Here is a 12,217-nt window from a genome sequence, read left to right as displayed (position 1 = left end):
CGGCAAAGTCAAACGGTGTACAATCCGCGCTCTTTGTGACTGAGCATCCATTATGAAAGCATTCCTCAGCCTAATTGCAGTCAGCCTGCTAACCGCCTGCTCTGTTGGACACCTGCCTAATAATTTGTCCCGTTCGATGATGAACCAGGACAGCCCAGAGGTGGTGGCTGCTGGCGCCCCAGCATACTTACTGCTGTTGGATGCACTCATCCTGACTTATCCGGATGACGAAGACTACTTGCTCGCCGGCGCGCGCTTATACGGTGCCTACGCCGGTGTTTTTTCACGCGACCCCGAGCAAGCAAAACTGATGGCCGACAAAGCCATGAACTATGCGCGCCGTGCTTTGTGTGAATACGACAGCGACGCCTGCGAATTGGTGGATGGCCCATTGGATGACCTGCAAGTAGCGCTGCGTGATGACTACGACGAAGACGACCTAGATGTCTGGTATGCCTTTGCCGCCGCTTGGGCAGGCTGGATTCAAGCCAATAGCGATGATTGGAATGCCATCGCCCAGATCAGCAAGGTTAAAGCGCTGATGCATTGGGTGGCCGACTACGACCCGGCCTACGACAACGCCACCGTGCAAGTCTATTTGGGCGTGTTGCAAACCCAGCTGCCGCCGACGCTGGGGGGTAAGCCCGAGGTTGGCCGTCAACACTTCGAACAAGCCCTACAGCTAACGGAGGGGCGCCATTTGATGGCGAAAGTGCTGTACGCGAAACAATACGCCCGTTTGATGTTCAAACAGGACCTTCATGACCGGCTGCTCAGGGAAGTAACAGCGGCCGATCCCAAAGCAGAGGGACTTACCCTGATTAACCGACTGGCCCAGCGTCAGGCAGAGCAACTGCTCGCCTCCTCGGCCGACTATTTCGAGTGACTTCCATGATTCGACTCATTGCTCTAATGTCCGTCTTGCTTGCCCTGCCACTAAGCGCCCAGGCGACCACACTGAAGATTGCCACGCTGGCGCCGGATGGCACCAGCTGGATGAAAGAAATGCGCGCTGCCGCTAAGGAGATCAAGCAGCAAACGGAAGGGCGAGTAAAAATCAAATACTTCCCGGGTGGCGTGCAAGGCAGTGACAAAAGCGTGTTGCGCAAAATCCGTATTCGCCAGCTACAAGGCGGTGCCATTGCGGCTGGCGCACTGGCCAGCATCGCCAAAGAAACCCAGCTCTACAGCCTGCCGTTCACTTTCCGTAACTTAGAAGAAGTGCGCGCGGTGCGTGAGGAATTCGACCCCATCATTACCAAAGCGCTGGAGAAAAAGGGCTTTGTGCTCTTGGGTCTGTCAGAAGGTGGCTTCGCCTACTTGATGTCGGACCAGCCGCTGCATACCTCAGACGATGTGCGCCAACAAAAAGTGTGGGTGCCAGAAGGCGACATCATCAGTAAAACCACCTTTGAAAACGGCGATGTGCAACCCATAGCCCTGCCGGTATCGGACGTTTATACCAGTTTGCAAACAGGTTTAGTGGACACCATCGCCGCCAACATGACTTCCGCGATTGCCTTACAGTGGCATACCAAACTGACCCACGTCACCGACTTTCCACTGACTTTCCTGATGGGAACCTTGGTCGTCGATGCTAAAGCCTTCAACAAAATCAACGCGGATGACCAAGCCGTTGTTCGTAGCGTGATGGCCCAGGCGTTTGCCAATATGGATCAGCAAAATGAGCAAAACGAAGCCAAAGCGCGGGCGGCACTGGCTCAGAATGGCATGCAATTTGTTGAACTGTCAGCGGAGGATAAGCAGGCTTGGTATCAGCTGGCCAAGCGTACGATCAACGAACTCGCCGACCAAGCCGTGTATCCAGTTGACGAATACCAGCAACTGCAGCACCTGTTGCAGCAAGTACGTCAGCAAACAGCCGCCACTCCCTAATGAGCACACTGATTCGTTGGCTGCACCGTATCGAAGATGCGGTGCTGATTACTTTATTGCTGGCCATGGTGCTGCTGGCGGGCATTGATATTTTCGCTCGCACGCTGTTTGGCGGTGGCATTGGTTGGATTCCCCCTCTGCTGCGTGTGATGGTGCTGTGGCTTGGCTTACTCGGTGCCTTGTTAGCCACCCGCACCCGCGAACACATTGCCATTGATCTCATCAATCGACTCGGTGCCGCCTGGCTCCAACGCCTTAGCCGCGTTGTCACGTCGTTATTTGCCGCAGCCGTGTGTGCCATCATCGCCTGGCACAGCCAAGAGTACGTTCAGCTCGCTTACGAATATGGCGATCAGGCGTTTGCTCGTTTGCCGGCCTGGCCAATGCAGCTGGTAATTCCATTCAGCTTTGCCGTCATGGCGCTGCGCTTCCTGGTGCAGGCTGGCCAATCTTTGCGCCATGCGGAGGAAACGGCATGAGCCTACTCGTACCCTTATTGTTGTTATTGCTGGCGCTAGCGGGCGCACCGCTGTTTGCCGTCATCGGCGCCAGCGCTTTGTGGGGGTTTTATCAGACCGATGTTGATCTGATGATCATGGCGGTGGAGATTTACCGCGTCGCCGAAATGCCGGTATTGATTGCCATTCCACTGTTCACCCTGGCTGGCTATTTATTAGGTGAGAGCAAAGCGCCACAACGTCTCGTGCGCATTACCGACGCCCTACTGGGCTGGCTGCCGGGCGGGCTGGCCATTGTCGCTCTCGCCGTCTGCGCTTTGTTTACCGCGTTTACTGGCGCTTCGGGAGTGACCATCGTCGCGCTGGGAGCCTTGTTGGTACCGGCACTGCAAAAGGCGGGCTATCCGCGCCAGTTTAATCTCGGCTTAGTGACGTCCTCCGGCAGCTTGGGTCTGTTGTTTGCCCCTTCATTGCCGTTGATTTTATACGGCGTGGTGGCTCAACAGATGTCGCTGGGCACTCCGGTGAGCATTGATGATTTATTTCTTGCAGGCTTGCTGCCTGGCGGCCTGATGCTGCTGGCATTGGCACTGTACAGCGGCTGGCAGTCACGCCATCTGCCTGCCAATGATGCCCCGTTTAATGGCCGTGAAGCCTGGGCGGCCATCAAAGACTGTGGCTGGGAAATTCCGCTGCCGATCATCGTGCTGGGTGGCATTTATGGCGGCTTCTTCGCCGTCTCTGAGGCCGCCGCCATCACTGCCTTGTATGTGCTGATTGTGACTGTGGTGATTCGCCGCGAGATCAGTCTGAAGCATCTGCCCGTGGTGATGCGCGACTCGATGAAGCTGGTCGGTGCCATTTTATTGATTCTGGCGGTATCCCTAGCATCCACCAACTACATGATTGATGCGGGCATTCCCCAGCAAGTGTTTGCCTTTATTCAGCAGCACATCAGTGACCCGATCACCTTCTTGTTGCTATTAACCCTGTTTTTGCTGGTACTGGGCATGATGCTGGATATCTTCTCCGCCATCGTCATTATGATTCCCATCATTTTGCCGATTGCTATGGAGTACGGTATTCACCCGGTGCACCTGGGCATCTTGTTCCTTGCCAATATGCAATTAGGCTACTTTACCCCACCCGTGGGCATGAATCTGTTTATTGCTAGCTTTCGTTTTAATGAGCCGGTAATGACCCTGTATCGCGCCACATTGCCGTTTTTCTTTATTTTGCTGGCAACGGTATTGGTAATTACCTTCTGGCCCACACTGAGCCTAGTATGGCTGTAATATTAGGGTCATATAGGGTTGGCACTTCTTGACGACCCTTTGCCCTGACTGACGTGGACACGGGCTAATATTCAACACATGGTAACTGCGTTAGTCAGCGGACAGCGAGAGACCATGTTCATGATCGTTGCTTAAGGATGAGCCATTTTCTCTTCTGATAGACCCGTTTTAAGCCCCTCCCGTAGGGGCTTTTTTTTGCCTAGCAACAGCGTCGTTCGCCAGCAAATACGGTAAGCTGTCGACTTATTCAACCGCCACAGATCGGTCAAACACCTCGACATAAGCCCATGGCTGACGCGTTGTCATGGCATAAATAACAGGCATAAAAAAACCGCTGACAAGCAGCGGTTCTTTATTTAGCAGCCGGTGTTACTCGTCTGCCGCACCTTCGGTCTCAACGACGTCGGCTTCTTCAACTGCCACAGGGCGGTCAACCAGCTCGACATAAGCCATAGGCGCGTTATCACCAGCACGGAAGCCGCACTTCAGGATACGGATATAACCACCCGGACGCTCCTGGTAGCGAGGACCCAAATCGGTGAACAATTTACCAACTGCTGCTTTGCTGCGAGTACGAGCAAACGCCAAACGACGGTTCGCAACTGAATCCTCTTTTGCCAGAGTGATCAGTGGCTCAGCGACGCGACGCAACTCTTTTGCTTTTGGCAGAGTCGTCTTAATGATTTCATGCTCGAACAGGCTCACGGCCATGTTTTTAAACATGGCTTGACGGTGAGCGCTGGTACGATTGAAGTGGCGACCACTTTTACGATGACGCATGGTTTAATTCCTTACTAACTGAACGCTGCTTACGCCAGCACTTTGTCGTCGTTACGCAGACTGGCTGGTGGCCAGTTCTCTAAGTGCATACCCAACGACAAGCCACGGGAAGCAAGAACGTCTTTAATTTCAGTCAGAGACTTCTTACCCAGATTAGGTGTCTTCAACAGTTCAACTTCGGTGCGCTGAATCAGGTCACCGATGTAGTAGATGTTTTCTGCTTTCAGACAGTTAGCCGAACGCACGGTCAACTCAAGGTCGTCAACTGGACGCAACAGAATCGGATCAATTTCCTCTTCTTCACGCGCCTGCTCAACAACTTCTTCGTTTTCCAGGTTCACGAATACGGCCAACTGCTGCTGCAAGATGGTTGCAGACCGACGAATAGCTTCTTCTGGATCCAGAGTACCGTTGGTCTCCAAGTCGATGACCAACTTGTCCAGGTCAGTGCGTTGCTCAACACGCGCAGAATCTACGCTGTAAGAAACACGCTTAACCGGGCTGTAAGTGGCATCCAATTGAAGTTTGCCAATGGCTTTGGTCTCTTCATCGTTTTGGTTACGAGACTCAACCGTCTCATAACCGCGACCAGAAGCGACTTTCAAAGTCATTTTCAGATCTGTGCCTTCACTCAGGTGAGCAATGACGTGATCCGGGTTAGCGACTTCAACACCATGATCCAGTTGAATATCGGCAGCTGTGACCGCGCCAGGACCCACCTTGTTCAGACTCAGGGTTGCCTCGTCGCGTTCATGCAACTTGACCGCCACACCCTTCAGGTTCAGCAGGATTTCAATTACATCTTCCTGCACGCCCTCAATGGTGCTGTACTCGTGCAAAACGCCGTCGATTTCGCATTCAACGATGGCTGCGCCCGGCATGGACGACAACAAAATACGACGCAATGCACTGCCCAATGTGTGTCCGAAACCACGCTCCAGTGGCTCCAGAGTCACTTTGGCGTGGGTAGTGCTTACTTCATCTACCTGAATATGACGAGGTGTCAGAAATTCATTCACTGCACGCTGCATAGCTGCCCCTTAAATTCCTCTATTACTTAGAGTAAAGTTCGACGATCAGGTTTTCGTTGATCTCAGCAGGGAGATCAGCGCGCTCAGGAACGGCTTTAAACGTTCCTTCCATCTTGCTGGCATTCACGTCAACCCAGCCACAGTCAGGACGCTGACCGGCCAGTTCCAGTGCCGTTTTGATACGGTCCTGAGACTTAGATTTTTCGCGAATCGCAACCACATCACCACTTTTAACAGTGTAAGACGCAACATTAACCGTCTTACCGTTGACAGTGATGGCTTTGTGAGACACCAGCTGACGTGCTTCCGCACGCGTTGAGCCGAAGCCCATGCGGTACACCACATTATCCAGACGAGATTCCAGCAATTGCAGCAGTACCTCACCGGTCGCACCTTTACGACGCGCCGCTTCTTTGTAGTAGCCACGGAATTGCTTTTCCAGGATGCCATACAGACGACGAACCTTCTGCTTTTCACGCAGCTGCAGGCCGTAGTCAGACAGACGGCCACGGCCAGCGCCATGAACACCTGGTTTTGTTTCTGCTTTACACTTGGAATCCAGTGCTCGAATGCCGCTCTTCAGGAACAGGTCGGTTCCTTCACGACGAGACAGCTTACATTTTGGACCAATATAACGTGCCATTAATCTGCCTCCTTATACGCGACGTTTCTTAGGTGGACGACAGCCGTTATGTGGGATCGGCGTAACATCAGTGATGTTGCTGATCTTATAACCACAGGCGTTCAGGGCACGAACGGCAGATTCACGACCAGGACCAGGACCTTTAACTTCTACGTCCAGGTTTTTCAGGCCGTACTCTTTCGCTGCCTCACCGGCGCGTTCTGCAGCAACCTGCGCTGCAAAAGGAGTGCTCTTACGAGAACCACGGAAACCAGAGCCACCGGCAGTTGCCCAAGACAATGCATTGCCTTGGCGGTCGGTGATGGTCACGATGGTGTTGTTAAAAGAGGCGTGAATATGGGCAATCCCATCTACGACCTGCTTTTTAACCTTCTTTTTGGTTGATCTTTGTGGCTTAGCCATTTGATAAATCCTGCTTTTAATATCAACACTGCAACAAGCTGAATGCAGCTACACTAAAAGTCCGACCGTAAGAATTACTTACGGATCGGCTTACGCGGACCCTTACGGGTACGAGCATTCGTTTTAGTACGCTGACCGCGAAGAGGCAGGCTACGACGGTGACGAATACCACGGAAGCAACCCATGTCCATCAAACGCTTGATGTTCATTTGTACTTCGCGGCGTAAGTCACCCTCAACAGTGAACTTGCCTACTTCATTACGGATCTGATCCAACTGCTCCTCGCTCAACTCACCGATCTTGGTGTCTTCAGCGATGCTGGTCGCAGCACAGATCTCTTTCGCAGTTGTCTTACCAATGCCATAGACATAGGTCAGAGAAATAACTGCATGCTTGTTGTCAGGAATGTTGACACCGGCAATACGGGCCATGTCTAACTCCAATACACTTTACTTGATGAAAGGGCGCAAGATACTAATGGCGGCATGATCAAAAATCAAGCCGCCATTAGCATTACACCCGACCTTGTCAGGAAATTAACCCTGACGTTGCTTGTGCTTAGGATCTGTACAGATCACTCGCACACTGCCGTTACGACGAATAACTTTGCAGTTACGGCAGATTTTTTTAACAGATGCACGTACTTTCATGACGTTCTCCTAAATCTGGCTCAGCGAGCTGAGCCAAAATTCTTCAGGTTCGACTTTTTCATCACTGACTCGTACTGGTGTGACATCAGGTGAGATTGCACCTGGGACATAAAGTCCATCACCACCACCACTACGATCAACAACGACGTGCCGCCAAAATAGAAAGGCACATCCGCAGCGACAATCATAAATTGCGGCAGCAAACAGACAGCAGCAATGTAGATCGAACCAAACAGGGTCAGACGACCGAGCACACCATCGATGTACTTAGCGGTCTGGATACCCGGACGAATCCCCGGAATGAAAGCGCCAGACTTTTTCAGGTTTTCGGCTACGTCACGCGGGTTAAACATCAACGCCGTGTAGAAATAGCAGAAGAAGATAATGCCAGCAGCAAACAGCACGATGTACAGCGGCGAGTTCGGTGCCAACGCCATACTGATGTCTTGCAACCATTCCATGCCTTCACCTTTGCCGAACCACTGGCCCAAAGAGGCCGGGAACAACAGCAGCGAGGATGCGAAGATCGCAGGAATCACGCCGGCCATATTCAGCTTCAGCGGCAAATGACTGCTTTGCGCGGCCATCATTTGGCGACCTTGCTGACGCTTGGCGTAGTTAATGGTGATGCGACGCTGACCGCGCTCAACAAACACCACAAAGCCAATCACCAGCACTGCTAAGGCAGCAATCACCAGCAACAACAGAATATGCAGATCACCCTGACGGGCAGACTCAAACGCCTGGCCAATCGCGCCTGGTAAGCCAGCAACAATACCGGCGAAGATCAGAATGGAAATACCATTACCGATGCCACGCTCGGTTACTTGCTCACCTAGCCACATCATAAACACCGCACCGGCCACAAAGGACGGGATGGCGGCGATATAAAAATCGATGCCAGAAGAGAAGGTAACGCCCTGCCCTGCCAAGCCAGCGGATACACCGAAGGCCTGGATGGTAGCCAACAGTACCGTGCCGTAGCGCGTGTACTGGGTAATCTTGCGACGACCGGCTTCACCTTCTTTCTTGAGCTGCTCGAGCTGCGGGCTCACTGCCGTCAGCAATTGCATGATAATCGATGCCGAAATGTACGGCATGATACCCAATGCCAAGATACTCATGCGCTCCAGTGCACCACCGGAGAACATGTTGAACATTTCCAGGATGGTGCCTTGGTTCTGCTCGAACAGCCGCGCCAGTGATTCTGGGTTAATGCCGGGTACCGGAATGTGAGTACCGATTCGATATACAACAATCGCCAGGAATACAAAGCGAATACGAGCCCAGAGTTCTCCGAGCCCGGATTGCATCCCTTGCGGTAGTGAGCCTTGCCTAGCCATTAGTCTTCGACCTTTCCACCCGCTGCTTCAATGGCAGCTTTAGCGCCTTTAGTGACTTTCAGACCTTTTACGGTCACAGCCTTGTTGATTTCGCCGGACAGGATCACACGACCTTCGATGATTTTTTCACCGATGATGTCAGCCGCTTTAAGAGCAGCCAGATCCACCACGTCACCTTCAACTTTCACCAGCTCGTTCAGGCGGATTTCGGCCACCAGTGGAGCTTTGCGAGAGTTAAAGCCGAACTTAGGCAGACGACGGTGAATAGGCATCTGACCGCCTTCAAAACCTGGCGCTACTTTACCGCCTGAGCGAGACTTTTGACCTTTGTGACCACGACCACCAGTCTTACCCAGACCAGAACCGATACCACGGCCAACACGCTTAGCAGCAGGTTTAGAACCAGGAGCTGGGCTCAATTCGTTGAGACGCATATTACTCCCCTTCAACCTTAACCATGTATTGAACTTGGTTGATCATGCCGCGAACAGAAGGTGTATCTTCCAGTTCAACAGTGTGACCAATACGACGCAGACCCAAACCTTTCATGGTTTCGCGGTGCTTTGGCAATTTGCCAATGGTGCTACGAGTTTGGGTGACTTTTACGGTTTTCTTAGCCATAACGAATTACCCCAGAATCTCTTCGACCGTCTTGCCACGCTTAGCCGCTACTTGATCCGGAGATTGCATTTGCGCCAGACCTTTAACAGTCGCGCGGACAACGTTTACCGGGTTAGTAGAGCCATAGCATTTAGCCAAGACGTTTTTAACACCCACCATCTCCAATACGGCACGCATCGCACCACCGGCAATAATACCGGTACCTTCAGATGCTGGCTGCATGTAGATTTGAGCGCCAGAATGACGAGCCTTAACAGCGTACTGCAAAGTGCTACCGTCCAGCTGGACATTAATCATATTGCGCTTAGCTTGTTCCATCGCTTTTTGGATAGCGGTTGGAACCTCACGGCTCTTACCACGACCAAAACCGACACGACCAGCGCCATCGCCAACAACAGTCAAAGCGGTAAAGGCGAAGATACGACCACCTTTTACAACTTTGGCAACACGGTTCACTTGAACCAGTTTTTCCTGCAGTTCGCTTTCGTTACGTTCTACACGTTCATTATTTGCCATGATCTTTACCCTTAGAATTCCAGGCCGCTTTCACGAGCCGCGTCAGCCAGGGCTTTAACACGACCATGGTATTTAAAACCAGAACGGTCGAACGCTACTTTGGTGATACCAGCGGCTTTCGCGCGCTCAGCAATCAACTGACCCACTTTGGTCGCAGCACTGACGTTACCAGTAACTTCGCTACGCAGATCGGCTTCAACAGTAGAAGCAGTCGCCAAGACACTAGCGCCATTGGCAGAGATGATCTGAGCATAGATGTGTCTGGGCGTACGATGAACGCACAGACGAACCGAGCCCTTGTCACGGATTACTGTCCGTGTTTTCTGGGCACGGCGCAAACGAGCTTTTTTCTTCTCATTCATGGCCTAGACCTTACTTTTTCTTGGCTTCTTTACGACGCACATTCTCATCAGCATAACGTACACCCTTACCTTTATATGGCTCTGGTGGACGATAGCCACGGATTTCGGCTGCTACCTGACCAACCTGCTGCTTATCGATACCTTTAATAACGATTTCAGTTTGGCTTGGTGTTTCAGCAGTCACGCCTTCTGGCAGCTCGTAATCCACTGGATGAGAGAAGCCTAATGACAGATTCAGGGTCTTACCGGATGCTTTGGCACGGTAACCAACACCTTGCAGAACCAGTTTTTTCTCAAAGCCTTCGGACACGCCTTTAACCATGTTGTTAACCAATGCACGGAAAGTGCCGGCCAACGCCATCGACTGCTTGTCTTCTTTCTTTGGAGCAAACTTCAGTACGTTTTCTTCTTGGCTGATCGCCACGGCAGAATGTACGTCTAGGTCCAGTTGACCCTGCTTACCTTTAACACTGATCTTGTCTTCTGCCAGCTTAACTTCAACGCCAGCAGGAATAGAGACAGGAGCTTTTGCTACGCGAGACATTGTGACAACTCCTTAGAATACGGTCGCAATGACTTCACCGCCAACACCCGCAGCACGGGCAGCACGATCGGTCATAACGCCTTTAGAAGTGGAAACAATCGCCACACCCAGACCGGCTTCTACTTTTGGCAGCTCGGCAGTACCGCGGTACTGACGCAAACCAGGGCGGCTAACGCGCTCAATGCGCTCGATAACCGGCTTACCTTCGTAGTATTTCAGGTCGATGGTCAGCGTAGGCTTAACAGTTTCGTCGACAGAGAAACCGCCAATGTAACCTTCATTTTCAAGAACCTGTGCAACAGATTTCTTGATTTTTGATGACGGCATGCTCACATTCGCGTGGCCCGCTTGCTGGGCGTTACGAATGCGGGTAAACATATCCGCCAACGTATCTTGCATACTCATTTAAATAGTCCTCGGTTGTACAGCGCCCCGGCGACAACAGCGCGATGAATCATCACGCTGCGTACCGGGAATTGCTTACCAACTAGCTTTTTTCAGACCTGGCACGTTGCCCTTCATGCCTTCTTCACGCAGTTTAATGCGTGACAGCTTGAACTTACGGTAAACACCGTGTGGGCGACCAGTCATCTGACAACGACGCTGCAAACGGCTCGCGGAAGAATCGCGAGGCAGTTTTTGCAGGGCCATCTGTGCATTCCAACGCTCTTCGTCAGAAGAGTTTGGATTTTTGATGATGGCTTTCAGTTCTTCACGCTTAGCGCCGAACTTAGCGACCAGCTTCTCACGCTTCAGTTCACGCTGCTTCATGCCGATTTTTGCCATGAGTCAGTCTCCTTAGTTGCGGAACGGGAACTGCAGCGCTTTCAGCAGAGCGCGGCCTTCTTCGTTAGTTTCTGCCGTGGTGGTGATGGTGATATCCATACCGCGGACCTTGTCTACTTTATCGTATTCAATTTCCGGGAAGATGATCTGTTCCTTCACACCCATGCTGTAGTTACCGCGGCCGTCGAATGACTTCGGGTTAATACCACGGAAGTCACGTACACGTGGCAAAGAAATATCAACCAGACGGTCGATGAATTCCCACATGCGATCACGACGCAGGGTTACTTTACAGCCGATCGGCCAGCCTTCACGTACTTTAAAGCCAGCAACAGACTTGCGTGCTTTTGTAACGACAGCTTTCTGACCTGCGATGGCTTCCATATCGGCCACCGCGCTATCCAGCAATTTTTTATCACCCAGCGCTTCACCAACACCCATGTTCAGGGTCACTTTGGTGATTTTTGGCACCTGCATGATGTTGTCGTAACCAAACTCTTCTTTCAGCTTGGCTACCACTTCTTCTTTGTACAGTTTTTCTAAACGTGACATAGCAGTACCCAGTCCTATCAGGCGTCGATTTGATCGCCAGTGGATTTGAAGATACGTACCTTGGTGTCACCCTCGACTTTAAAGCCAACGCGGTCGGCTTTTTCAGTCTTAGGATTCCAGATGGCCACGTTGGAAGCATGAATACCTGCTTCTTTTTCAACGATGCCGCCCGGCTGCTGAAGGTACGGGTTTGGCTTCTGGTGTTTTTTCACCATGTTAATGCCGGAAACAACCAGGCGACCGTCTTTACCAACGGTGCGAACAGTACCGCGTTTGCCTTTGTCTTTACCAGCAATAACAACTACTTCGTCATTTTTGCGAATCTTTAACATACCGTG

Annotated in this window: 20 protein-coding genes; 4 read left to right on the top strand and 16 right to left on the bottom strand. The window is 51.8% G+C overall.

Annotated features, from left to right (window positions below; genetic code table 11):
- The first annotated feature begins 52 nt into the window (after positions 1–52).
- The 4 genes from IE090_RS13040 to IE090_RS13025 are packed head-to-tail and all read left to right on the top strand — an operon-like array spanning position 53 to position 3,649.
- A complete protein-coding gene (locus IE090_RS13040; protein WP_229815767.1) occupies positions 53–886 on the top strand; it encodes a TRAP transporter TatT component family protein in 834 nt (277 codons plus the stop codon).
- A gap of 5 nt (positions 887–891) precedes the next feature.
- Positions 892–1,896 carry a TRAP transporter substrate-binding protein gene (locus IE090_RS13035; RefSeq protein WP_189388824.1) on the top strand — a complete coding sequence of 335 codons (1,005 nt, stop codon included), beginning with the start codon at positions 892–894 and terminating at the stop codon, positions 1,894–1,896.
- Positions 1,896–2,375, top strand: a complete 480-nt coding sequence (locus IE090_RS13030; protein ID WP_189388823.1) for a TRAP transporter small permease — start codon at positions 1,896–1,898, stop codon at positions 2,373–2,375. Before IE090_RS13035 ends, IE090_RS13030 begins: the two co-directional genes overlap by 1 nt.
- Positions 2,372–3,649, top strand: a complete 1,278-nt coding sequence (locus tag IE090_RS13025; RefSeq protein WP_189388822.1) for a TRAP transporter large permease — start codon at positions 2,372–2,374, stop codon at positions 3,647–3,649. Before IE090_RS13030 ends, IE090_RS13025 begins: the two co-directional genes overlap by 4 nt.
- 369 nt (positions 3,650–4,018) lie before the next feature.
- Here the strand turns inward: IE090_RS13025 and rplQ are convergent, their stop codons facing one another.
- From rplQ to rplX, 16 genes are all read right to left on the bottom strand, one after another.
- Complete coding sequence (gene rplQ, locus IE090_RS13020) at positions 4,019–4,429, bottom strand: 50S ribosomal protein L17 (protein WP_189388821.1); 411 nt, start codon at positions 4,427–4,429, stop codon at positions 4,019–4,021.
- 29 nt (positions 4,430–4,458) lie between these two features.
- Entirely contained in the window at positions 4,459–5,460 is a 1,002-nt protein-coding gene (locus IE090_RS13015) for a DNA-directed RNA polymerase subunit alpha (RefSeq protein ID WP_189388820.1), read from the bottom strand.
- Between the two features lie 22 nt (positions 5,461–5,482).
- Positions 5,483–6,103 carry a 30S ribosomal protein S4 gene (gene rpsD, locus IE090_RS13010; protein ID WP_189388819.1) on the bottom strand — a complete coding sequence of 207 codons (621 nt, stop codon included), beginning with the start codon at positions 6,101–6,103 and terminating at the stop codon, positions 5,483–5,485.
- 12 nt (positions 6,104–6,115) lie between these two features.
- Positions 6,116–6,505 (bottom strand): 30S ribosomal protein S11, encoded by a 390-nt coding sequence (gene rpsK / locus IE090_RS13005; RefSeq protein WP_094059483.1) that lies wholly within the window; start codon positions 6,503–6,505, stop codon positions 6,116–6,118.
- 74 nt (positions 6,506–6,579) lie between these two features.
- Positions 6,580–6,936: a 30S ribosomal protein S13 gene (gene rpsM / locus IE090_RS13000; RefSeq protein ID WP_094059482.1), complete on the bottom strand. Its 357-nt coding sequence runs from the start codon at positions 6,934–6,936 to the stop codon at positions 6,580–6,582.
- 105 nt (positions 6,937–7,041) lie between these two features.
- Positions 7,042–7,155, bottom strand: a complete 114-nt coding sequence (gene rpmJ / locus IE090_RS12995) for a 50S ribosomal protein L36 (RefSeq protein WP_189388818.1) — start codon at positions 7,153–7,155, stop codon at positions 7,042–7,044.
- A 20-nt stretch (positions 7,156–7,175) separates the two neighbouring features.
- A complete protein-coding gene (gene secY, locus IE090_RS12990) occupies positions 7,176–8,498 on the bottom strand; it encodes a preprotein translocase subunit SecY (protein ID WP_189388817.1) in 1,323 nt (440 codons plus the stop codon).
- Positions 8,498–8,932 (bottom strand): 50S ribosomal protein L15, encoded by a 435-nt coding sequence (gene rplO, locus IE090_RS12985; RefSeq protein WP_189388816.1) that lies wholly within the window; start codon positions 8,930–8,932, stop codon positions 8,498–8,500. Before rplO ends, secY begins: the two co-directional genes overlap by 1 nt.
- A gap of 1 nt (position 8,933) precedes the next feature.
- The gene (gene rpmD, locus IE090_RS12980) at positions 8,934–9,119 is read right to left on the bottom strand and encodes a 50S ribosomal protein L30 (protein ID WP_068443059.1); all 186 of its coding nucleotides are present in this window, start codon (positions 9,117–9,119) and stop codon (positions 8,934–8,936) included.
- 6 nt (positions 9,120–9,125) lie between these two features.
- Positions 9,126–9,635 carry a 30S ribosomal protein S5 gene (gene rpsE, locus IE090_RS12975; RefSeq protein ID WP_094059477.1) on the bottom strand — a complete coding sequence of 170 codons (510 nt, stop codon included), beginning with the start codon at positions 9,633–9,635 and terminating at the stop codon, positions 9,126–9,128.
- An 11-nt stretch (positions 9,636–9,646) separates the two neighbouring features.
- Positions 9,647–9,997 (bottom strand): 50S ribosomal protein L18, encoded by a 351-nt coding sequence (gene rplR, locus IE090_RS12970; protein ID WP_189388815.1) that lies wholly within the window; start codon positions 9,995–9,997, stop codon positions 9,647–9,649.
- A gap of 10 nt (positions 9,998–10,007) precedes the next feature.
- Positions 10,008–10,541, bottom strand: a complete 534-nt coding sequence (gene rplF / locus IE090_RS12965) for a 50S ribosomal protein L6 (protein WP_189388814.1) — start codon at positions 10,539–10,541, stop codon at positions 10,008–10,010.
- 12 nt (positions 10,542–10,553) lie between these two features.
- Complete coding sequence (gene rpsH, locus IE090_RS12960) at positions 10,554–10,946, bottom strand: 30S ribosomal protein S8 (RefSeq protein ID WP_189388813.1); 393 nt, start codon at positions 10,944–10,946, stop codon at positions 10,554–10,556.
- 75 nt (positions 10,947–11,021) lie between these two features.
- Positions 11,022–11,327 carry a 30S ribosomal protein S14 gene (rpsN, locus tag IE090_RS12955; RefSeq protein WP_094059473.1) on the bottom strand — a complete coding sequence of 102 codons (306 nt, stop codon included), beginning with the start codon at positions 11,325–11,327 and terminating at the stop codon, positions 11,022–11,024.
- Positions 11,328–11,339: 12 nt separating this feature from the next.
- Positions 11,340–11,879, bottom strand: a complete 540-nt coding sequence (gene rplE, locus IE090_RS12950; protein WP_189388812.1) for a 50S ribosomal protein L5 — start codon at positions 11,877–11,879, stop codon at positions 11,340–11,342.
- Between the two features lie 17 nt (positions 11,880–11,896).
- The gene (rplX, locus tag IE090_RS12945) at positions 11,897–12,211 is read right to left on the bottom strand and encodes a 50S ribosomal protein L24 (RefSeq protein ID WP_189388811.1); all 315 of its coding nucleotides are present in this window, start codon (positions 12,209–12,211) and stop codon (positions 11,897–11,899) included.
- Between the last annotated feature and the right edge of the window lie 6 nt (positions 12,212–12,217).

It is taken from the genome of Bacterioplanes sanyensis, assembly GCF_014652515.1.
Classification (GTDB): Bacteria; Pseudomonadota; Gammaproteobacteria; order Pseudomonadales; family Oceanobacteraceae; genus Bacterioplanes; species Bacterioplanes sanyensis.
This window is presented reverse-complemented; position numbering and strand designations above follow the sequence as displayed.

What these genes read in the sequence shown, in the direction of transcription:
- rpsD (WP_189388819.1), bottom strand. Translation starts at nt 6,103, where the DNA reads ATGGCACGTTATATTGGTCCAAAATGTAAGCTGTCTCGTCGTGAAGGA.
- rplX (WP_189388811.1), bottom strand. Translation starts at nt 12,211, where the DNA reads ATGTTAAAGATTCGCAAAAATGACGAAGTAGTTGTTATTGCTGGTAAA.
- rpsH (WP_189388813.1), bottom strand. Translation starts at nt 10,946, where the DNA reads ATGAGTATGCAAGATACGTTGGCGGATATGTTTACCCGCATTCGTAAC.
- IE090_RS13035 (WP_189388824.1), top strand. Translation starts at nt 892, where the DNA reads ATGATTCGACTCATTGCTCTAATGTCCGTCTTGCTTGCCCTGCCACTA.
- rplQ (WP_189388821.1), bottom strand. Translation starts at nt 4,429, where the DNA reads ATGCGTCATCGTAAAAGTGGTCGCCACTTCAATCGTACCAGCGCTCAC.
- rplO (WP_189388816.1), bottom strand. Translation starts at nt 8,932, where the DNA reads ATGCGTCTCAACGAATTGAGCCCAGCTCCTGGTTCTAAACCTGCTGCT.
- rplR (WP_189388815.1), bottom strand. Translation starts at nt 9,997, where the DNA reads ATGAATGAGAAGAAAAAAGCTCGTTTGCGCCGTGCCCAGAAAACACGG.
- IE090_RS13040 (WP_229815767.1), top strand. Translation starts at nt 53, where the DNA reads ATGAAAGCATTCCTCAGCCTAATTGCAGTCAGCCTGCTAACCGCCTGC.
- rpmD (WP_068443059.1), bottom strand. Translation starts at nt 9,119, where the DNA reads ATGGCTAAGAAAACCGTAAAAGTCACCCAAACTCGTAGCACCATTGGC.
- rplE (WP_189388812.1), bottom strand. Translation starts at nt 11,879, where the DNA reads ATGTCACGTTTAGAAAAACTGTACAAAGAAGAAGTGGTAGCCAAGCTG.
- rpsN (WP_094059473.1), bottom strand. Translation starts at nt 11,327, where the DNA reads ATGGCAAAAATCGGCATGAAGCAGCGTGAACTGAAGCGTGAGAAGCTG.
- rpmJ (WP_189388818.1), bottom strand. Translation starts at nt 7,155, where the DNA reads ATGAAAGTACGTGCATCTGTTAAAAAAATCTGCCGTAACTGCAAAGTT.
- IE090_RS13015 (WP_189388820.1), bottom strand. Translation starts at nt 5,460, where the DNA reads ATGCAGCGTGCAGTGAATGAATTTCTGACACCTCGTCATATTCAGGTA.
- IE090_RS13025 (WP_189388822.1), top strand. Translation starts at nt 2,372, where the DNA reads ATGAGCCTACTCGTACCCTTATTGTTGTTATTGCTGGCGCTAGCGGGC.
- secY (WP_189388817.1), bottom strand. Translation starts at nt 8,498, where the DNA reads ATGGCTAGGCAAGGCTCACTACCGCAAGGGATGCAATCCGGGCTCGGA.
- rpsE (WP_094059477.1), bottom strand. Translation starts at nt 9,635, where the DNA reads ATGGCAAATAATGAACGTGTAGAACGTAACGAAAGCGAACTGCAGGAA.
- IE090_RS13030 (WP_189388823.1), top strand. Translation starts at nt 1,896, where the DNA reads ATGAGCACACTGATTCGTTGGCTGCACCGTATCGAAGATGCGGTGCTG.
- rplF (WP_189388814.1), bottom strand. Translation starts at nt 10,541, where the DNA reads ATGTCTCGCGTAGCAAAAGCTCCTGTCTCTATTCCTGCTGGCGTTGAA.
- rpsK (WP_094059483.1), bottom strand. Translation starts at nt 6,505, where the DNA reads ATGGCTAAGCCACAAAGATCAACCAAAAAGAAGGTTAAAAAGCAGGTC.
- rpsM (WP_094059482.1), bottom strand. Translation starts at nt 6,936, where the DNA reads ATGGCCCGTATTGCCGGTGTCAACATTCCTGACAACAAGCATGCAGTT.